Consider the following 18,366-nt stretch of genomic DNA (forward strand, 5'->3'; position numbering starts at 1 on the left):
CATTTGATGCTAGGCGTCGGCCAAAGCCTCCTGCAAAAGTTCCAGAAGGTGCGCCGGCATCCCCTCTGCCAGCTTGAGTGCCGCCTCGTGCCCACGGGGCGACATCTTGCCCCAGGTCCGGCGCACTATGCGTAGCCACTTCTCCCGATCGTAGTCCGCTTTTTCCTCATAGAAATCTGCGAAATATCGTTCCAGGAAGACCATGCAGGCCACGTCCTCCAGCAGTTGAGTGTCGGCATCCTGCCTCAGTTCGCGCTTGGTCAGGATGGTCTCCACCCGATCGCACTCCTCCTTCGGGTAGCCACAATCCGCCATGATTTCTGCAGCACGCCGGCCATGCATACGGCCACAGGCCTGACGCCACTGGTAATAGGCTTTACGACCTTCCGGATAGTCCTTCCGCGGCATCGTCCACCGCTCAATGTGCTGGGCGCGGCAGGCGATCTGCATGCGTTCGAAAGGGTCGGATTCAAGCTCGAACAGCCAGCGGGTCATGTGCAGGCTGTAGGCGTATTCCTTCGGGAGGCGTTCGTTGTCGAAAGACTCCTGATTGGGGTCGGCCTTATTGGCTGCGTCAATAGACGCCAGCGCGCACTGGAGTCTTGAATCCGTTATGGTCATTAAGATCTCTCTTCTGGTTTCTGACTGGCCTGTGGCTCAGACCTGGGCAGAGGGGCGTTCCTTGATGCGGTCGTACCAGGCCTGCAGATTGGCCTGCTCAGGTTTGATCCGGATGCCCACCACCCGCGCGAATGCCACTGTTGTGAAAGCGTTGATATCGGCGGCCGTAAAGCGGTCGCAGCAGATGTATTCCTTGCCTTCGAGCTGCTTGTCGAGGAAGTGCATGAACTTCTCAACGCTCTTGCCGCATTCCTCACCCCACTCCTTGATCGGGTTCATCCGGTCCTTGAAATAGCCGGTGGTGTGCTGAAAACACATGCCAGTGGGCATGAAGAAGAACAGCTCGATCCACCGGAGCCACTGCTCAAGCTGGGCTTTTTCAAGCGGGGTGTCGCCCATCAGGGTCGGCGTGTCCGGGTAGCTCTCTTCGAAATAGCGGCAGATTGCCATGGTCTCGGCAATACAGGTGCCGTCATCCAGTTCCATCACAGGCACTTTCTTCATCGGATTTCGGGCGACAAATTCAGGTGTCAGGTTTTCACCCTTCTGCAGGTCAATCTCGATGAATTCGGCCTTGTCCAACAGGCCTTTCTCGGCCATGAACATGCGCACGCGGCGGGGGTTAGGGGCGGTTTTGGTTTCGAAGATTTTCATTATTATCGGCTCCGTTCCTGATCAATGGCGGCTTAGGCGGTTTAAAACGAGAAGACTGACCGGAAAGAAGAGTTGCGTCAAGCAACCGGCGCTAGCGCGGCAACCAGTTGCGGATCTGCTGGATAATCCACTCCGGATCGTCCAGTGGAAGGTCATGGCCAGCATCCGGGTGCAGTTTCATGGTCCATTGCCAGCGCTGCTCCAGCGTGGAACTGCAGCGCCAGTGAACGATGCGATCGCCGCGGCTGGCGAGAATCAGGGCATCTGGCACAGGACGCTTTTCACCGGGTTTGTAGCGGGCGGCAGCCGCCAACTGGTTGATCGCATTGCGGGTACTGACGGGGCGTTGTCGTTGTATGCTGTACCACTGTTTTGCCAGTGACAGAGGCACCTCACGGTTAGACGTGAGCCGGAGAATATCCCGCTCACGGTCAAACAACTCCTGACGGGCCAGCAGCCGCAGAATTCGCGGCCAGACCCCAGGCCGCATGCGTTTCCAGGGCGGGCTGAAGCCGGAACTGGTATTGATCAGGACCAGGTTCTGGATCTGACCATCCGCAGCCTGCTGGGCCCAGTCCAGGGCCACCATACCGCCCATGGAAAGTGCCAGGATGCTGAAAGGACCGGGGATATGGCTAACGTGCCTGGAGACAGCTTCCCGAATCGCCGCTACCGTTGCCGGACTGTCTTCTCGATATCGCACGCCCGTCCCGGGCAGGTCGACCAGATGGAACTGGTGCTCGGGAAATGCCTCCCCAAGGCGAGCCGGGAAGCTGCCCCAGTGGGCGTGTTCCCGAGTCAGACCCCGCAACAGAATCCAGTGCATACGATAGTTCCGATTGATGGATGCCAGGGCCGGCTGGATCGCTAGAGAGTATCGCGATACCAGTGCATGATCGCGGCTTCTTTCAGCATGGACTCCTCATCCCGAGCCGGCAACCAGTTTTCGTGGCTGGCGGCGGCGTTAATCAGGAAGTCCATCCAGGTCAGATGGCTGCGCAGGACCCGCTTGTGCCGGTGCGGAACCAGGGGATTGAAAAAGCCGTCGAGTCTCAGCAACTGACGGGGCCGCTTGCGAATCCAGCGCCAGGAGCCCATCTCCAGGGTCAGGGGCAGGAAAACACCGGCATTTTCGCGATTGACCTGTTTGTAGAAGTAATCCCACAAGTCGCCATGGGTGAGATAGTGGCGGGACTGGGGCTCGAAACGGTAGTCGTGATTTGGGTATGACTGCTCCCAGATAAGCTTCAGCGCCATAACCGATGCGACTCGACGCATGGGTCGACGCCGGTAGGCGTAGGGAAACCAGATCTGGTCCTGCATCCCGAATCCGGAATGGCAGTCCAGTGCCACACTGAACGGCCGCCCCGGCAGCAGCTGTTTTATGACCGCCTCAAGAGCCAGGTTTTCGGGCTCCATGCCCTGTTCAGGGTCGCCGGTGTACCACGGCAATCGGGGTGAAATTCTCTGGCCGCCGAGCAGGAATGCGCTACGTTCCTGGGCCTGGATCGGCGCATTGCGCATCAGGTCCACGCCGTTGGGATTACTGCGCTGATTCAGGTACATACCGCCCGGGTTAAGGATTGGCAAAAGGGTAATTCGAACCTTCTGCAACAACCCCAGCAAATGTTCGTCCCAGGTCACTCTGGCGAGTAGCGACTTCAGCCAGGCCATCACTACCTGGCTTCCAATGCGTTCAAGCCCGTGCACGCCGCCAACAAGCAATACCGCTGGCACATCGGGCCGGGAAGATCCGATATCGACACGGTAGATGGGCAAGGAGAGGTCCTTGAGGGCGACCCGCTCCACCACTTCGGTTGTGATGAAATCCGGCGCTTCCGCCAGGATGCGCTCCAGGCCAACGAGCTCCGGCAGGAAGGTTCTCAGCAACCTTCGCTGACGCCCATCCCGGGAGGCCTGCTCGTGGCTGATTGATGTGTGAGGTGTCAGGTCGCGCAGCTCTGTCATGCTGTTCTCCGGGTTCAGGTACCCGGAGTGTATCCATCGATTACTACACCTTCTTGACAGTTCTCCCGGGGCATAATGTGTCTCTTTTAAAGACGCATTTGGAATACGCCCTTGTAACTGAGCTGAGGTTCGTTATCCTTACAGCTAAGTATTAACCGAGACCTCGTGATTTGTTCGACCTTAACAGCGACCATGAAAGAGCTGTTTTCCCGATCCTTATGGATCGCCGTCCCCTCGTATCGGCACTAACACCGACAACACCCTCCAAAAATCACAAACCCTGAAAAGGAGAAGTGACTATGCGAAAGCTTAAGTCTGCTGCACTGCTTTGCGCGCTATCCGTACCCGTCGCGGCCCAGGCCAATTGCGGCGAGGTATCCATTACCGAAATGAACTGGGCGTCCAACACGGTCGTCACCAACGTGGCCACCTTCATCATGGAGCAGGGTTACGGCTGTGACGTCACCATTGTTCCTTCCGATACCGTTCCGGCGGTAACTTCCGTTGCCGAAAACGGTGAGCCTGACATCGTCACCGAGCTGTGGCTGAACTCCGCGGGCGAGGCCTACCTGCGCCTGGAAGAACAGGGCAAAGTGGAGCGCCTTGGCAAGGTTCTCGATCCGGGCGGTGTTGAAGGCTGGTGGATTCCCACCTACCTCGCGGAAGAGCATCCGGAGCTGAAGACCATCGAAGGCATCATGGCCAATCCTGAGCTCGTTGGCGGCACCTTCAACAACTGCCCGGACGGCTGGGGCTGCCGAGTTGTGAGTGACAACCTGGTTCGCGCCCTGGATCTGGAAGAGTCCGGCATTGACGTATTCAACCATGGTTCCGGTGAGACCCTTGCGTCCTCCATGGCGTCCGCTGTCCAGAACAAAGAGCCCTGGTTCGGCTACTACTGGGGCCCGACCGTTCCCCTCGGCAAGTACGACATGACCCGGGTAGATCTCGGCGACATCAAGCCGGACGTGCACCAGAAGAACCAGACACAGGATGTCGACAATCCGGGCGTATCCGACTTCCCGGCGGCAACGGTTCTGACGTCGATCACTACCAGCTTCAAAGAGCGCGAGCCGGAAGTGGCCGAGATGCTCAGCAAGCTGACGTTCAAGACCGAGACCATGAGCAGCATCCTGGCCTGGATGGACTCCAACAATGCCTCGGGCGAAGAAGCTGCGGTTTACTACCTCAGCAACAACAGCGACGAGTGGTCAACCTGGCTGAACGACTCCGCGCGTGAGCGTCTGGCCAACGTTCTTAACTGATTGACCTGCCCCTCCCGGGGCATCCTTCGCGATGCCCCGGGTCGTTTCCCGAAAACCGTTCTGATTCCAGACGTGCGCAGGAGAGACTGACCGCCCATGGCAACCTACGATTCCCTTTTTTCATCGCTCGGCCTTGAGCAATGGTGCTCGGAAGGCAAAAGCAGCGGCCCCATGTCGATGGCCGACCTGCTGAATAAAACCAAGGGAGAGAGCGCCGAACCGGCCTCTATATGGGAACTCCCGTTTCCGTCCATGGACGCCCTGAACGAATCCTGCTCCGCCTTCCCCCAGTCCCGGGAACTTACCAAGGGCCTGGAACAGGGATTTCTGGCAATAAAGGACAGCCTGAGCCTGGTTCTCGATCCATTGACCCAGCCTCTCAGCTGGTTCCTGGATGGGGCACTTTACGCCATGCTGAACACGCCCTGGTGGATCGTGATTCCACTGTTACTGGCGGTTGTTTACGTGGTCACCAAATCCTGGAAACTGATGCTCTTTGTAGGCGGCAGTATCGTGCTGCTGGCCTTCATCGACCATTATGATTACGCCATGCAAACACTGGCGATCATTTTTGTATGTGCCTTCCTCTGTGTCTTGCTGGGGGTACCCATAGGCATCGCCATGGCACGCAGCAATTCCCTGCAACGGATGATCATACCGGTGCTGGACATGCTGCAGACGCTGCCACCTTTTGTGTATCTGATTCCGCTTATCTTCCTGTTCAGTGTTACCGAATCAAAGCTGTACGGCATCGCCATCATCCTCTACGCGATTGTTCCTGTGATCCGGCTGACGAACCTGGGCATCCGGCTGGTAGACAAGGACGTGATTGAGGCCGCAGACGCCTTTGGCATGACGCCCCGACAGAAACTCTACAAGGTGCAGATCCCGTTGGCGCTACCCAACATCATGGCAGGGGTTAACCAGACCATCATGATGAGTCTTGCCATGGTTGTTATCGCATCCCTGGTTTCCGCGCCCGGGCTTGGCGTTCTGGTCCTGCGGGGCATCCGTAATCTGGAACTGGGTGTTGGCCTGGTATCCGGCCTTGGCATCGTGATCCTGGCGGTTATTCTCGACAGGGTAACCAAGGCGTCCCTGGCACGAATTAACGTCTCCCAGAAGCAGTGAGGAAAGCCCCCATGGCGAAAGACATCAAGATTTCGATCCGGAACCTTTACAAGATCTTCGGCCCGACCCCGGATGTTGCCCTGGAGTATGTTCGCAAGGGCATGGGCAAAGCCGATCTGCTGGAGCAGCAGCGACACGTACTCGGTCTGCGTGATATCAACGTGGACATCCACGATGGCGAGATCACGGTCATCATGGGCCTTTCCGGCTCCGGAAAGTCCACACTCATCCGGCACCTGAACCGACTGATCGACCCCACGGCCGGCGAAATCCGTGTCGATGGCGAAGACATCATGAGCTACAGCGAAGAGCAGCTGCGAAAGCTTCGCCGCGAGCGGATGTCGATGGTGTTCCAGAAGTTTGCCCTGCTGCCCCACAAAACCGTGCTCGAGAACGCCGGCATGGCCAAGGACATTCGCGGCTATACGACATCGGACTTTGAGGCCGACGCCCGAAAATGGCTCGCGCGGGTTGGTCTGGAGGGTAACGAATACCAGTATCCACACCAGCTGTCCGGTGGCATGCAACAGCGGGTGGGCATCGCCCGAGCCCTGGTGTCCGACGCCCCGATCATGTTGATGGACGAAGCTTTCTCGGCACTGGATCCGCTGATTCGGTCCGATATGCAGGACCTGTTGCTGGAGCTCCAGGAAGAACTGCAGAAAACCATCGTGTTCATCACCCATGATCTTGATGAGGCCCTGAAACTGGCCGACCACCTGGTCATCCTGAAAGATGGCGAAGTAGTGCAGCAGGGAGATCCCCAGGAAATCCTGCTCAATCCCGGCGATCCCTACATCGTCGACTTCATCAGCGATATCAATCGGGCACGGGTGCTGAGGGTACGATCGGTCATGAGCCCCCCGGATGACGGTGAGGCCACGTTCGCCGGTGACATCTCGGAAAAGGACAACCTTGAAACGGTACTGCTGAAATCCGACGGGGATATGTCTCTGAATTTCCGGGTAGTCCGGGACGATCAGCACGTGGGCACACTGCACATGAAAGACCTCGCCCGGGCGCTGGTGCCGACCGCCGCGTCGGCTGACAGGAACAAAACCGCCGCCTAGGGGCTTTTAGCCATTACAAAACCGCGACCAGGGTCTATGCTTCAGGGAGAGCCGACGTCATCGGCATCCCGGTTTTATCACCATGGCAAAAACCCTGGTTCTTTCCATCGCGCTCTTTCTTGCCGCCTGCTCGCAGCCAGAAGACCCGCCACCGCTGGTTCCTGAAACAGCGGCAAAGGCAACGAAGACCGCTCCCGCTGCGCCGGCTCCCACAGAGCCGCGCCATAGCGTCGTCATTGCCGCTGATCCCTGGTGTCCTCACAATTGTGAAGCCGGCTCCGAGCACGAAGGCTATATGATAGATATTGCCAGGGAGGCGTTCGGACTCGCCGGTATCGATGTCGAGTACGTGAACATGAGCTGGGCACGGGCCCTGCAACAGGCCCGGGACGGGTATATTGATGCGGTTGTAGGAGCCCTTCCGGGGGATGCGCCGGACTTCGTATTTCCGGACGCCGCTACTGGTTACTCGACGATCGCGCTCTACACCCACCCTGACAACAACTGGCAGTACGCTGGCATCGACTCACTCAGCCAATCCAAGCTGCTGGCGATCAACGGCTACGCTTACTCACCGGAACTGGACAGCTATATCGAGAAGTACCAGGACGATCCGGAGCGGGTCTGGGTGCTGTCCGGGCCGGCACCACTGAGCCGGGCAATCGAACTCCTGCACCAGCAGCGCTCTGACGTATTCCCGGAAGACCGCTATGTGATGCAGTGGCAACTGGAGCAGGAGAACAACACGGAAAGCCTGCGAATGGCCGCGGTGATCCACGAGTCGCCGATCTACGTTGCATTTTCACCGGTCGGCCGTGATTCCGCCCAGCTCGCAGCGCTCCTGTCAGAGGGAGCGAGAGCCCTGCAAAGCAGTGGGCGGGTGGAAGAGATCCTGACGCGCTATGGACTGTCGTGGTCAGACTGAAACGCCCGGATCGACTCACCGCCCGGTGTCGACAACAGCAGTTGGCCCTGCTGCCCGATCCGCACTGAACTCACCTGGTCCAGCAGGTTCAGAAACCGCTCTTCCTGATTCATCAGCGCGGGCGCACAGGCCATCCGTGTTGATGCCAGTGGACCTATAGCCATGCCCTCACCCCTGAGTTCATAGGTGCCAGTGTATCGGTTGCAAGACGCCCTGCCCGCGATCCGATTGCCCTCAAGAAACTCGATCGTGATCCGGGACCGATCGATGATGCCTGCGCCCGCAAGATCCTCAACAACCCAGATTGCGCCCCGTAACAGACGCTGGCGATCACCACCACATCCCCTGAACTCATCATCACCGACCTGCAGGCGCACCTGCGCGGGATATTGAGCCCCGGACATGCTGTCGTCACAGAGCTGACGGGCGACTGTCAGGGTAATGGGGAGATCTGCCAGCGTCGCCACAAATGTCCGCCCATGCCGGTTGGCTGTTTTGACTTCAACCGGTACCCGACGGGTTCCCTGTTCCTCGAAAGGCCGTGTTATCAAGAGCTCACCGCCCTCAAGCGTCGCGTGCCAGAAAGGCTCATTCCCCCGCGCCTCAAACGGCATTTCCAGATCGCCAGGCTGCAAACACTCCGGATAGGTTTGCCCCTTCACTGTCAGGGTAGCTTTTTCACCCTTGCTCCAGAACCGCGTCTGGTCGTCGCCGGGGGCTACGTACAATGCGCCCGAGGCACTTATCTCCGGCTTGAGCAGAATACGTCGATCCAGATAGTCGATGCTGATCAAATCGCTGTCGTCCGTGCCGGAGACGGCAATATCGAGTTGCCCGCAAGCATAGCTCGCGGAAACCGGCTGACTGGTTTTGGATAGAGAGGAGCAGGCGGAGATGGCAAGGCTCGCCGCAGTGACGACGGACAACATCAAAACTCGTCGTGAGTGCATGGTCAGTTCCCTTGTTTGAGCGTCTTTTCGGCCTACAGTTTAGAACCCAACGACCGATGAGGCCACCATGGGCATCTGATGGGACTTCTTATACCGCCCCACCGGCAGTATGCTAGAACGCTGAACCAAGGAGACACCCCATGGCACTGAAACTTTACCAATTTGCCATTTCCCACTACTGCGAAAAAATACGCTGGGCCCTGGACTACAAGGGGCTCAACTACGAAACGGTGAACCTGCTGCCGGGACAACATGTGAAAACCATCCGGAAACTGACCGGTGAAGCCTCCTCTGTGCCGGTACTGGACCATGACGGCCACGTGGTTCAGGGCTCAGCCGCCATTCTGGATTACCTGGACCAGACGTTTCCCGAGCACCCGCTGACACCGGCAGACCCGGACGTTCGTGAGCAGGCGCTGGCCTGGGAGCGCCGGCTTGACGAGGAAGCGGGGCCGGCTATCCGCTGCTATTCCTACCACCACTTCCTGCAGCGCCCCAAAATTGTGGTGCCCATGCTGGCCGCGGGAACGCCTTTCTATAACCGGATACTGCTCAGCCTTGCTTTCAGCCGGGTTGATGAAGTCATGCGTCAGTGGATGAAGATCAACGAAAAAACCTCTGAAAAGTCCCGCCAGGTCATGGAAGAGTTGCTCACCGAGCTGGCTGCCATCTACGCCGAAAGGCCTTTCCTGGCCGGCGACCAGTTTTCGCGCGCAGACCTGACCGCAGCCGCCCTGTTTGCACCCATGTTCCAGCCCGCACAGTATCCGGTGCCATGGCCGAAAACTGCACGAATTCCCAAAGACATCAAACATTGGCTGGACCAGTGGCAGCCACAGATCCGGGCTCTGGAAAAAGTGTACGAAGACAACCGTCGACCAGGCTGAGTACCGGATTGTCGGAATCCGTTAGCCAATCTGGCGTGAACCGACATTCCGGTTTCCGGGTTACGTGCCAGAATCAACGGACTTGATGAGGAAACCGGCAGAAACCCGATGGCTTTGACCGACATGATACTGGCCGTACTGGAAGACAGCGGCCTGCTTTCTCTCTGGGCGATGGCTGCGCCGTGGCTGGCGCTGGATGAACGCCAACTGATCTTTGTGATTGCAACACCGGTTTTTGTGGGCGTTACCCTGTGGGAATACCTGAAGATTCGCCACGATCCGCAGCTGATGGATACCCGTGAGGCGGTCAGAAACTTTGCCCTGGGCGCCGGCTATCAGGTGACCGAACTGCTCTTCGCCGGCCTCATTGCCTTCCCTGTCTATGCCCTGTGCTACCACTACCGGCTGTTTGATCTGGAATTGAACGGATTCACCGTGCTGCTGGCTTTTCTGGGGGTGGACTTCTGTTTCTACTGGATGCACAGGGCCAGTCACAGGGTACGCTGGTTCTGGGCGGCCCATGTGGTTCACCATTCCTCCGAGCGGATGAACTTCTCCACTGCCATGCGCCAGAATGCCACCAACATTTTCAACGGCATGTGGGTGTTCTACCTGCCCCTGGCGCTGCTGGGACTCAATCCTGTCTGGATCGGCGTAGCCTATGCCCTGTCGCTGGTCTACCAGTTCTTTATTCACACCACACTGGTCGGGAAGCTGCCCGACTGGGTCGAACTGGTGTTCAACACGCCCAGCCATCACCGCGTCCATCATGGCCGAAATCCCGGCTACATCGACCGTAATTACGGCGGCACGCTGATAGTGTGGGATCGCCTGTTCGGCACGTTTGTCGATGAAAATGCCCAGGATCCGCCCGAATACGGCATCACCCGGCCTGTTCGCTCCAGTAACCTGATTGTGCTCTGGACCCACGAATACGTGGACCTGTTCCGCGACATGGCACAGCCCGGCGGATTATTGTCTCGCCTTACCCATCTATGGAAACCGCCGGAGTGGCAACGCCCGGCTGCGGAGAAAAACAACAAGGAACCGGGTCGTGACAACGAACGAACACCCTCTGACGCTGAGCAGTGGTGATGACCACAGTATAGCCGGAACAGTCTTTACCCCGACGGCTCCCACCGGCCTTCTGATCATCAGCCACGGCATGGCCGAGCATGGCGACCGTTACCAGTCCCTCGCTCGCTGGCTCTGCGAACGCGGCATGGCCGTTATCACCTTTCACCACCGGGGCCATGGCCCGAATTCAGGAGTCGAGAACCTGGGGCACTATGCGGACCAGAACGGCTGGGCCAGCGTGTTGGCCGACCTGCACCAGGTGGTCCAACACGCCCGTTCACAGTTTCCCGGGCTGCCGGTCAACCTGCTGGGCCACAGCATGGGCTCGTTCATTGCCCAGGGTTACGCCCAGAGGCACGGTGATTCCCTGGATACCCTGATCCTGAGCGCCACCAACCGGATTGATCGAGGCCAGCTATTGGCATCCCGGGCCCTGATCGGCCTGATCCGACTGCTCCGGGGCAAGCGGCACCGCAGCCCGTTGATTACCCGCATGACGTTTGAGCAGTTCAATCGCCGGTTCCGCCCCAACCGGACCCATGCCGATTGGCTCAGCCGCGATCCGCACCAGGTTGACGCCTACGTTGCCGATCCGCTTTGCGGGTTCCAATGCTCAACCGGGCTCTGGCTGGATTTTATCGGCGGCATGCTGGCCATCAAACCGCCGACCTGGCGCAAAGACCTGCCTGTGCACCTGTTCTCTGGAACGGCGGACGCGGTTGGTGAAATGGGTCGCGGCGTGCGCCAGCACTTTCAGGCCATTCGAGAGGCGGGCGTTGGCCATGTGACCCTGAGGTTGTTTGAGGGCGGGCGCCATGAGATGCTCAACGAAACCAACCGGGACGAGGTGTGGCAATACTTGCATTCCCTGTGCCTGCATAGGGACAATGCGTCTGCCCAATCAACCGCCGAACAGAAAGCCCTGCTCCATGCCAGAGCCCCATGAACGCCGCACCAGAATCTGCCACCCAATAACCCGGGCTTTCGCCTGCCTGTGCGTGTTGTTCAGTTTTGCTTCCGGAGCCATCGCCGGCGAAGTCAGTATTGGTGTGGCCGCAAACTTCACCGATACCACCCGGGAACTGACCAGGCACTTTGAAGCGGAAACCGGTCACCGGGTATCCGCCAGCTTTGGCTCTACCGGCAAACTTTACGCCCAGATCAGGAACGGCGCGCCCTTCGACGTATTCATGGCGGCCGACGTGCTCAGGCCAGAGCTGATCGAAGAGGCCCAGGCCGGGGTCAACGGAACCCGCTTTACCTATGCCCGGGGCAAGCTGGTGCTCTGGAGTCCGGCGCCCGATGCATTTGAGGATGCCCCGCGCTATCTGGAGCAGCAACCCTTCGCCAGACTGGCCATCGCCAACCCGAAAACCGCACCCTATGGCCTGGCTGCCCAGCAGGTTCTTGAGCACATCGGCCAATGGCAACCGTTACAACCGAAACTGGTCCGCGGTGATTCCATAGCCCAGACGTTCCAGTTTGTTGTCAGTCGCAATGCCCAGGCCGGTTTCGTGGCCGCTTCCCAGGTCAAAGTCTGGGACGAGGATGCCGGCACCCTATGGCAGGTGCCTCAGGCCTATTACCAGCCCATTGACCAGCAGGCCATCCTGCTGAACCGGGGCGCCAGTAATGAAGCAGCCCGCGCCTGGATGGATTTCCTGAAATCCGATACTGCCATCGGCATCATCCGGAGCTATGGTTACGACGAAGGACATGACGCGATCAACTGATGTTTGAAACCTACTGGGATCCAGTCTGGCTGACACTGAAACTGGCCACGACAACCACTCTGCTGCTGTTGCTGATAGGCACGCCCATCGCCTGGTGGCTCGCCAGAACCCGGCACTGGCTGCGCCAGCCGGTGGCGGCCGTGGTCGCGCTGCCTCTGGTTCTGCCGCCAACGGTCCTTGGCTTTTACCTGCTGCTGGTGATGGGGCCGGAAGGCTGGGTTGGCCAGTTCACCCAGTCGCTCGGCATCGGGCTGTTGCCCTTTACCTTCGAGGGTCTGGTGGTGGCTTCCGTGATCTATTCCCTGCCGTTTACGGTGCAACCGCTGCAGAATGCCTTCGAGTCGGTTGGCGACCGTTTCCTCGAGGTCGCTGCCACGCTTCGAGCCGCGCCCTGGGATCGCTTCCTGTTTGTTGCCGTGCCCCTTGCCCGCAACGGTTTCCTCACTGCCGCCGTACTGACCTTCGCCCATACCATTGGCGAGTTCGGCGTGATTCTGATGATCGGGGGTAACATTCCCGGGGAAACCAAAGTTCTCTCCGTTGCTATCTATGACCACGTGGAATCCCTCGAATACACCGAGGCACACTGGCTTTCTGCCGGCATGGTAGTGTTCTCCTTTGTGGTTCTGGTCACCCTCTACGCGCTGAACGGTAAGGCCCGGTCAGGAGCACTGAAATGAGCGAAAAGAAAAGCATCTCTGCTCGCTTCCGTTGCGCATTTCCCGGGTTTGGTCTGGACGTTGACCTGACCCTGCCCGGCACGGGCATCACCGCCCTGTTCGGGCATTCCGGCTGCGGCAAGACCACTGTTTTGCGCTGTATGGCGGGCCTGCACCGCGCAGAGGGAGCCATGACCGTTCTCGACGAACACTGGCAAAGCGCTGATACTTTCCTGCCGGTTCATAAACGTCCCCTCGCCTATGTATTCCAGGAAACCCACCTGTTTCCCCATCTGACCGTGCGCAAGAATCTTGAATTCGGATACCGGCGCATTCCGGCCACGGACCGGCAGATCGGGTTTGACGAGGCAGTGAACTGGCTGGGACTCGGCGGCCACCTGGACCGTATGCCCGCAGGCCTGTCCGGGGGCGAGCGCCAGCGGGTAGCGATAGCCCGCGCGCTGCTGACCAGTCCCCGGCTGTTACTTATGGACGAACCGATGTCGGCCCTGGACAAAGCCAGCAAACACGACATCCTGCCCTATCTGGAGCGTCTTAGGGACGCCCTGGCCATCCCGATCGTATATGTCTCCCACTCTACCGCAGAGGTGGCCCGGCTCGCCGACCATCTGGTGGTCATGGAGGACGGCAAGGTGTTAGCCAGCGGGCCGACCCGGGAGACACTTGCACGCATGGACAACCCGTTCCGTCTCGAGGACGACGCGGGCGTGCTTGTGGAGGGGACAATAAGAGAACTGGATCAGCGCTGGCACCTGGCGCGCTTTGAGTTCGACGGTGGCTCCCTGTGGCTGCGCCGGGACAACGGCATGAAAATCGGGGATCGGGTCCGGATCCAGTTGCTGTCCCGGGACATCAGCCTGGCTTTGGAAGAGAACCCTGACCAGAGCATCCAGAACCTGGTTCCGGCAACCATTGACCGGATTGAACCGGACGTTACCCCCGGCGTCAGTATCGTCCGCCTGTTCGCAGGACCCACACCGGTCATGTCCCGACTGACCACCCGGGCTGTTGACCAACTGGCCCTGGAACCCGGCCAGCAGGTGTGGATGCAGATCAAGTCCGTGGCCCTGGCCGAATGACACCGGCGCCCCTGCCCCAACCAGAAAGGCCGCTGATATCAGCGGCCCTTCTTGCTACATCGATGCTCTGCTATTCGGAGACTCAGCGGGTGCCGTACACCACCATCGTTTTGCCCTTGACCCGAACCAGGCCCTGATCTTCCAGGGTCTTCAGAACCCGTCCAACCATCTCCCGGGAACAACCCACGATACGGCCGATTTCCTGGCGGGTAATCTTGATCTGCATGCCGTCCGGGTGGGTCATGGCATCCGGCTCCTTGCAGAGATCCAGCAGGGTGCGGGCGACTCGACCGGTCACATCCAGGAACGCGAGATCACCCACCTTGCGCGTGGTCTGGCGGAGGCGGGAAGCCATCTGCTCGCCAATGAAATACAGAACCCTGGGATCCTGCTGGGCAATCTCACGGAATTTGGTGTAGCTGATCTCCGCCACTTCGCACTCGGTCTTGGCCTTTACCCAGGCGCTGCGGGAATCCATGTTGTCGAACAGCCCCATTTCACCGAAAAAGTCACCGGCGTTCAGGTAGGCCATGATCATCTCGCGACCGTCATCGTCTTCAATGATAACCGTCACCGAGCCTTTGACGATGTAGAACAGGGAATCGCTCTTGTCCCCGGCATAGATAATCGTGCTCTTGGCTGGGTAACGGCGGCGATGGCACTGCGAAAGGAAATAGTCGAGATGCTTGGTTTTCTGCTCAACCGGCTTGACGATAGTGGCCATAATGCGAGTCGTGCCTCCTCAGATACTGGCGGGTCCCAATGTTTGTTATGCACCCGGCTTTCCTTGCGGGTTCGTTCTTTTTTACTGCAAAACTGCGCAACTTATAACAAGAAGGTCTGTTGCGGGCAACCGGAAAGAGTATACAACATGTATCCGAGATCGGCCTGCCTGGCGAAGCCGGTTGTGCTAGCATCCGGCCACAGGTCATCTTTATCGGGGCCACCACACCAGTTGGTCCCGCGTCATCACAACGGAGAGTCGTCCCATGAAAGCAACCGTAGACTGGACCGGCAACGCCAGTTTCAAAGCCACCAGCGGCAGTGGCCACAGCGTGCAGCTTGATGGCCCGCCAGACCACGGCGGTGAGAACCTGGGCCCGCGCCCCATGGAAATGCTGCTGATGGGGCTCGGAGGCTGTTCGGCGTTCGACGTCATGAGCATCCTGAAGAAAAGCCGCCAGGACGTGACCGCTTGCCACGCCGAGCTCGAAGCAGAGCGGGCCGACGCGGTTCCGGCGGTGTTTACACGCATTCACCTGCACTTCGTAGTAACCGGAAACAGCCTGAAAGACAATCTGGTCAAGCGGGCCGTGGGCCTGTCGGCAGAAAAGTACTGCTCCGCATCTATCATGCTTGAGAAGGCCGGCGTCGAGATCAGTCACAGCTACGAGGTTCACCAGGCGTCATAACACGTGTGAGAAATCTCGCCAGGGCCGCTCATGGACCGATTCCCCGGGCCGGATGCAGGGGAAATCACGAATGCTAAAATGTCATTGCGAATACTATTCAACGTCACTTGCGGTGTGCATAATACGCACCCTCTCCGCCGGTCTGCGCAAAAGGTGAACAACCCGGTCAGTAGTCGGTGGCGGCCTCGGCAGAGCTCAGCAATGCAGCTCTGCAGTCATTCATCTCCACGATCCGGAGGGGCTGAGCATGGAATCAAAACTCCAGCTGCATGGTTTCAACAACCTGACCAAATCCCTGAGCTTTAACATCTACGACATCTGTTATGCGCAGACCGAAGAACAACGCAAGGCCTATATCGACTACATCGACGAGATGTACAACGCCGAGCGCCTGACCCAGATTCTGACCGACGTCGTCAAGATTATCGGCGCCAACGTTCTTAACATCGCGCGTCAGGACTACGAGCCCCATGGCGCATCTGTCACCATGCTGATCGCCGAGCACGAGCTCACCAATGGCGAAGAGCCCGACAACGAAGAGTCTCCCGGACCGCTGCCGGATACCATCGTGGCCCACCTGGACAAGAGTCACGTCACGGTGCACACCTACCCGGAAAGCCATCCCCACGATGGCGTGAGCACCTTCCGCGCTGACATCGACGTATCCACCTGTGGCCTGATCTCACCGCTGAAAGTGCTGAACTACCTGATCCACAGCTTTGATTCTGATGTCGTTACCGTGGACTACCGGGTTCGCGGCTTTACCCGTGATGTGGACGGCACCAAGCACTACATTGATCACGATATCAATTCGATCCAGAACTACCTGACCGAAGATACCCAGAACGCGTATCAGATGATCGATGTGAACGTGTACCAGGAGAACCTGTTCCACACCAAGATGATGCTGAAGAACTTCAACCTCGATAACTATGTGTTCGGGGTGAACGCCGGTGATCTTGATCCCGCCGAAGCGCAGTCCATCGAGGACCGTCTGCGTCGGGAAATGCTGGAAATCTTCTATTCCCGCAACGTCGAATGATCGCCTCCTGTGGCGCCCCGCCCGGGGCGTCACGGGTCCTTCAGTTTTTTTGATGTCACCCCCCAGATTTCTGCGTTTTATTCTCTCCTCCCATCCCGTTTAAATAGAGCCAAGAGCTAACGAGAGGAGGACATCATGACCCTGCGCTCCCTGAAACAGATCATACCCGCCCTGGAAACGTCCGACGGTGCCGGCGTGCGCATCAAGCGTTCCATTGGCCAGCAACAGAACATTCGCCTTGACCCGTTCCTGATGCTGGACGAGTTTGGTTCCGCCGAGGCCGCCGACTATATCGCAGGCTTCCCCTCGCACCCCCATCGGGGGTTCGAAACCGTGACCTATATGATCGAGGGGCACATGCTGCATGAAGATCATCTCGGAAACCGGGGCGACCTGCGCAATGGTGGTGTGCAATGGATGACCGCCGGTCGCGGCATCATCCATTCGGAGATGCCCCAGCAGGAAGAAGGCGTGATGCGCGGTTTTCAGCTCTGGCTGAACCTGCCAGCGGCGGAAAAAATGACGAAGGCCGGCTACCGGGACATCCAGCCGGAAGAGATTCCGGAGCTTGCCTTCGACGGTGGCAAACTGAAGCTCATTGCCGGCTCATTACAGATCGATGGCCAGGCCCATGCAGGGGCGATGCCCGATCGCACCACCCAGCCGATCTACGCGGATATTCACCTGGCATCCGATGGGAGCCTGAGACTGCTCCTTCCGGAAGGCCACAACGCCATGCTCTATCTTTACGAGGGTAGCGCGAGCCTGGGGGAAAGCTCGCTGCAGCGAAGCGCCGCCAACGTTCTTTCCGACGACGGCGACCAGATCGAACTCCATGCGGGGCAAGCCGGAGCGCGACTCCTGCTGATTGCCGGCAAACCGATCGGCGAGCCGGTGGTCCAGTATGGTCCGTTTGTGATGAATACCCGAGAAGAGATCGAACAGACGCTCCGGGATTATCGGGATGGACGCCTGACGGCCTGACGGCCTCAGGCAAACGGCTTTCTTGCCATCAGCCGCTGCACCATCGGCCGTACGATCAGGTCCATGGCCAGCGGCATTTTTGTGCCCGGAACCACCAGGGTGTCGTGTCTCGACAGGCTGCTGCCTGCAATCACCTGCAGCAGATAGGGAAAGTCCACCTCTGACTGATCCCGGAACCGGATCACCAGCATGCTTTCGTCCTCAGTGGGAACTTCCCGGACGACAAAGGGGTTGGAAGTATCGACCAGGGGAATGCGCTGGAAATTGATGTGGGTGTGCGAGAATTGGGGCACGATGTCGTGCACATAGTCATCCATGCGGTTGATGATAGTTTCCACCACCGCCTCCTGGCTGTAGCCCCGCTTGTGCGTGTCCCGGTGGATCTTCTGGATCCATTCAAGATTCACAATCGGAACCACACCGATCAGCAGGTCCACATACTGGGCGATATTGCAGGTTTCGCTGACCACACCCCCATGAAGCCCCTCGTAAAACAGCAGATCGGTATCGGCGGGCAAAGGCCCCCAGGGCGTGAAGGTGCCGGGCTTGTGCCCGGCTTCAACCAGCCTGCGATCCTCATCGTGAACGTATTGACGATACCGACCGTTGCCGGTGTGGCCGTAGTCGTAGAACAGTGCTTCCAGCTTGTCGATGTGATTGGCGGCCAGCGCAAAGTGGTTGCGCTCACCGAACTGGCCCTTGGCCGCAAGCCTGGCCATCTGTTCACGGTTGTAGCGATGGAAACTGTCACCGCTGACCATTGCGGCGTTCAGCCCCTCACTGGCAAACATCCGGCTGAAAATCTGGCCGGTGGTCGTGGTGCCCGCTCCGGACGAACCGGTAACCGCGATGATGGGATGACGTTTTGACATAGAGGCAGGTTGCCGG

Annotated in this window: 20 protein-coding genes; 13 read left to right on the forward strand and 7 right to left on the reverse strand. The window is 58.7% G+C overall.

The window, feature by feature from the left end; all coding sequences use genetic code 11:
* Nucleotides 1–9 precede the first annotated feature (9 nt).
* The 4 genes from ACP86_RS06985 to ACP86_RS07000 all read right to left on the reverse strand — a co-directional run bounded on the left by ACP86_RS06985 (nt 10) and on the right by ACP86_RS07000 (nt 3,243).
* Entirely contained in the window at nt 10–621 is a 612-nt protein-coding gene (locus ACP86_RS06985; protein ID WP_053113157.1) for a DUF4202 domain-containing protein, read from the reverse strand.
* Nucleotides 622–657: 36 nt separating this feature from the next.
* Nucleotides 658–1,275 (reverse strand): glutathione S-transferase family protein, encoded by a 618-nt coding sequence (locus ACP86_RS06990; protein WP_008173402.1) that lies wholly within the window; start codon nt 1,273–1,275, stop codon nt 658–660.
* A gap of 91 nt (nt 1,276–1,366) precedes the next feature.
* Nucleotides 1,367–2,101 (reverse strand): alpha/beta fold hydrolase, encoded by a 735-nt coding sequence (locus tag ACP86_RS06995; RefSeq protein ID WP_008173405.1) that lies wholly within the window; start codon nt 2,099–2,101, stop codon nt 1,367–1,369.
* Nucleotides 2,102–2,142: 41 nt separating this feature from the next.
* Nucleotides 2,143–3,243: a M14 family zinc carboxypeptidase gene (locus tag ACP86_RS07000; RefSeq protein ID WP_008173407.1), complete on the reverse strand. Its 1,101-nt coding sequence runs from the start codon at nt 3,241–3,243 to the stop codon at nt 2,143–2,145.
* Nucleotides 3,244–3,542: 299 nt separating this feature from the next.
* Here ACP86_RS07000 and ACP86_RS07005 point away from each other — a divergent pair, with 299 nt between their 5' ends.
* The 4 genes from ACP86_RS07005 to ACP86_RS07020 all read left to right on the forward strand — a co-directional run bounded on the left by ACP86_RS07005 (nt 3,543) and on the right by ACP86_RS07020 (nt 7,634).
* Nucleotides 3,543–4,508, forward strand: a complete 966-nt coding sequence (locus ACP86_RS07005; protein ID WP_053113158.1) for an ABC transporter substrate-binding protein — start codon at nt 3,543–3,545, stop codon at nt 4,506–4,508.
* 96 nt (nt 4,509–4,604) lie between these two features.
* Nucleotides 4,605–5,639: an ABC transporter permease gene (locus ACP86_RS07010; RefSeq protein WP_008173411.1), complete on the forward strand. Its 1,035-nt coding sequence runs from the start codon at nt 4,605–4,607 to the stop codon at nt 5,637–5,639.
* Between the two features lie 11 nt (nt 5,640–5,650).
* Nucleotides 5,651–6,709, forward strand: a complete 1,059-nt coding sequence (locus tag ACP86_RS07015; RefSeq protein ID WP_014578493.1) for a quaternary amine ABC transporter ATP-binding protein — start codon at nt 5,651–5,653, stop codon at nt 6,707–6,709.
* An 82-nt stretch (nt 6,710–6,791) separates the two neighbouring features.
* Entirely contained in the window at nt 6,792–7,634 is an 843-nt protein-coding gene (locus ACP86_RS07020; protein ID WP_053113159.1) for a substrate-binding periplasmic protein, read from the forward strand.
* On the opposite strand, the gene ACP86_RS07025 is transcribed toward ACP86_RS07020, so the two are convergent.
* A complete protein-coding gene (locus tag ACP86_RS07025) occupies nt 7,610–8,584 on the reverse strand; it encodes an META domain-containing protein (RefSeq protein ID WP_227507832.1) in 975 nt (324 codons plus the stop codon). The two genes, ACP86_RS07020 and ACP86_RS07025, sit on opposite strands and share 25 nt — an antisense overlap.
* Before the next feature lie 140 nt (nt 8,585–8,724).
* On the opposite strand from ACP86_RS07025, the gene ACP86_RS07030 reads away from it, so the two are divergent.
* The 6 genes from ACP86_RS07030 to modC all read left to right on the forward strand — a co-directional run bounded on the left by ACP86_RS07030 (nt 8,725) and on the right by modC (nt 14,040).
* On the forward strand, nt 8,725–9,471 hold the full coding sequence (locus ACP86_RS07030) for a glutathione S-transferase family protein (RefSeq protein ID WP_053113161.1): 747 nt from the start codon (nt 8,725–8,727) through the stop codon (nt 9,469–9,471).
* Between the two features lie 108 nt (nt 9,472–9,579).
* Nucleotides 9,580–10,566 carry a sterol desaturase family protein gene (locus ACP86_RS07035; RefSeq protein WP_053113162.1) on the forward strand — a complete coding sequence of 329 codons (987 nt, stop codon included), beginning with the start codon at nt 9,580–9,582 and terminating at the stop codon, nt 10,564–10,566.
* Nucleotides 10,526–11,494 (forward strand): alpha/beta hydrolase, encoded by a 969-nt coding sequence (locus ACP86_RS07040; protein ID WP_008173421.1) that lies wholly within the window; start codon nt 10,526–10,528, stop codon nt 11,492–11,494. Before ACP86_RS07035 ends, ACP86_RS07040 begins: the two co-directional genes overlap by 41 nt.
* Nucleotides 11,478–12,281, forward strand: a complete 804-nt coding sequence (gene modA / locus ACP86_RS07045) for a molybdate ABC transporter substrate-binding protein (RefSeq protein WP_053113163.1) — start codon at nt 11,478–11,480, stop codon at nt 12,279–12,281. Before ACP86_RS07040 ends, modA begins: the two co-directional genes overlap by 17 nt.
* Nucleotides 12,281–12,961 carry a molybdate ABC transporter permease subunit gene (modB, locus tag ACP86_RS07050; RefSeq protein ID WP_053113164.1) on the forward strand — a complete coding sequence of 227 codons (681 nt, stop codon included), beginning with the start codon at nt 12,281–12,283 and terminating at the stop codon, nt 12,959–12,961. Before modA ends, modB begins: the two co-directional genes overlap by 1 nt.
* A complete protein-coding gene (modC, locus tag ACP86_RS07055) occupies nt 12,958–14,040 on the forward strand; it encodes a molybdenum ABC transporter ATP-binding protein (RefSeq protein WP_053113165.1) in 1,083 nt (360 codons plus the stop codon). The genes modB and modC overlap by 4 nt, the downstream gene beginning before the upstream one ends.
* 82 nt (nt 14,041–14,122) lie before the next feature.
* On the opposite strand, the gene crp is transcribed toward modC, so the two are convergent.
* Nucleotides 14,123–14,764: a cAMP-activated global transcriptional regulator CRP gene (gene crp / locus ACP86_RS07060; protein WP_007153756.1), complete on the reverse strand. Its 642-nt coding sequence runs from the start codon at nt 14,762–14,764 to the stop codon at nt 14,123–14,125.
* A 265-nt stretch (nt 14,765–15,029) separates the two neighbouring features.
* On the opposite strand from crp, the gene ACP86_RS07065 reads away from it, so the two are divergent.
* From ACP86_RS07065 to ACP86_RS07075, 3 genes are all read left to right on the forward strand, one after another.
* Complete coding sequence (locus ACP86_RS07065; RefSeq protein ID WP_008173433.1) at nt 15,030–15,452, forward strand: OsmC family protein; 423 nt, start codon at nt 15,030–15,032, stop codon at nt 15,450–15,452.
* A 247-nt stretch (nt 15,453–15,699) separates the two neighbouring features.
* Complete coding sequence (gene speD, locus ACP86_RS07070; RefSeq protein ID WP_008173437.1) at nt 15,700–16,494, forward strand: adenosylmethionine decarboxylase; 795 nt, start codon at nt 15,700–15,702, stop codon at nt 16,492–16,494.
* A gap of 135 nt (nt 16,495–16,629) precedes the next feature.
* Nucleotides 16,630–17,478: a pirin family protein gene (locus ACP86_RS07075; protein ID WP_008173439.1), complete on the forward strand. Its 849-nt coding sequence runs from the start codon at nt 16,630–16,632 to the stop codon at nt 17,476–17,478.
* Between the two features lie 5 nt (nt 17,479–17,483).
* Here ACP86_RS07075 and ACP86_RS07080 read toward each other — a convergent pair whose 3' ends face one another.
* The gene (locus tag ACP86_RS07080; protein ID WP_008173441.1) at nt 17,484–18,350 is read right to left on the reverse strand and encodes a phosphoribulokinase; all 867 of its coding nucleotides are present in this window, start codon (nt 18,348–18,350) and stop codon (nt 17,484–17,486) included.
* Nucleotides 18,351–18,366: the final 16 nt, after the last annotated feature.

It is taken from the genome of Marinobacter sp. CP1, from assembly GCF_001266795.1.
In the GTDB taxonomy this organism is placed as follows: Bacteria; Pseudomonadota; Gammaproteobacteria; order Pseudomonadales; family Oleiphilaceae; genus Marinobacter; species Marinobacter flavimaris.

Bases quoted from the DNA above. Each gene is read 5' to 3' on its own strand.
- ACP86_RS06985 (WP_053113157.1), bottom strand. From the start codon at position 621: ATGACCATAACGGATTCAAGACTCCAGTGCGCGCTGGCGTCTATTGAC.
- ACP86_RS06990 (WP_008173402.1), bottom strand. From the start codon at position 1,275: ATGAAAATCTTCGAAACCAAAACCGCCCCTAACCCCCGCCGCGTGCGC.
- ACP86_RS06995 (WP_008173405.1), bottom strand. From the start codon at position 2,101: ATGCACTGGATTCTGTTGCGGGGTCTGACTCGGGAACACGCCCACTGG.
- ACP86_RS07000 (WP_008173407.1), bottom strand. From the start codon at position 3,243: ATGACAGAGCTGCGCGACCTGACACCTCACACATCAATCAGCCACGAG.
- ACP86_RS07005 (WP_053113158.1), top strand. From the start codon at position 3,543: ATGCGAAAGCTTAAGTCTGCTGCACTGCTTTGCGCGCTATCCGTACCC.
- ACP86_RS07010 (WP_008173411.1), top strand. From the start codon at position 4,605: ATGGCAACCTACGATTCCCTTTTTTCATCGCTCGGCCTTGAGCAATGG.
- ACP86_RS07015 (WP_014578493.1), top strand. From the start codon at position 5,651: ATGGCGAAAGACATCAAGATTTCGATCCGGAACCTTTACAAGATCTTC.
- ACP86_RS07020 (WP_053113159.1), top strand. From the start codon at position 6,792: ATGGCAAAAACCCTGGTTCTTTCCATCGCGCTCTTTCTTGCCGCCTGC.
- ACP86_RS07025 (WP_227507832.1), bottom strand. From the start codon at position 8,584: ATGCACTCACGACGAGTTTTGATGTTGTCCGTCGTCACTGCGGCGAGC.
- ACP86_RS07030 (WP_053113161.1), top strand. From the start codon at position 8,725: ATGGCACTGAAACTTTACCAATTTGCCATTTCCCACTACTGCGAAAAA.
- ACP86_RS07035 (WP_053113162.1), top strand. From the start codon at position 9,580: ATGGCTTTGACCGACATGATACTGGCCGTACTGGAAGACAGCGGCCTG.
- modA (WP_053113163.1), top strand. From the start codon at position 11,478: ATGCCAGAGCCCCATGAACGCCGCACCAGAATCTGCCACCCAATAACC.
- modB (WP_053113164.1), top strand. From the start codon at position 12,281: ATGTTTGAAACCTACTGGGATCCAGTCTGGCTGACACTGAAACTGGCC.
- modC (WP_053113165.1), top strand. From the start codon at position 12,958: ATGAGCGAAAAGAAAAGCATCTCTGCTCGCTTCCGTTGCGCATTTCCC.
- crp (WP_007153756.1), bottom strand. From the start codon at position 14,764: ATGGCCACTATCGTCAAGCCGGTTGAGCAGAAAACCAAGCATCTCGAC.
- ACP86_RS07065 (WP_008173433.1), top strand. From the start codon at position 15,030: ATGAAAGCAACCGTAGACTGGACCGGCAACGCCAGTTTCAAAGCCACC.
- speD (WP_008173437.1), top strand. From the start codon at position 15,700: ATGGAATCAAAACTCCAGCTGCATGGTTTCAACAACCTGACCAAATCC.
- ACP86_RS07075 (WP_008173439.1), top strand. From the start codon at position 16,630: ATGACCCTGCGCTCCCTGAAACAGATCATACCCGCCCTGGAAACGTCC.
- ACP86_RS07080 (WP_008173441.1), bottom strand. From the start codon at position 18,350: ATGTCAAAACGTCATCCCATCATCGCGGTTACCGGTTCGTCCGGAGCG.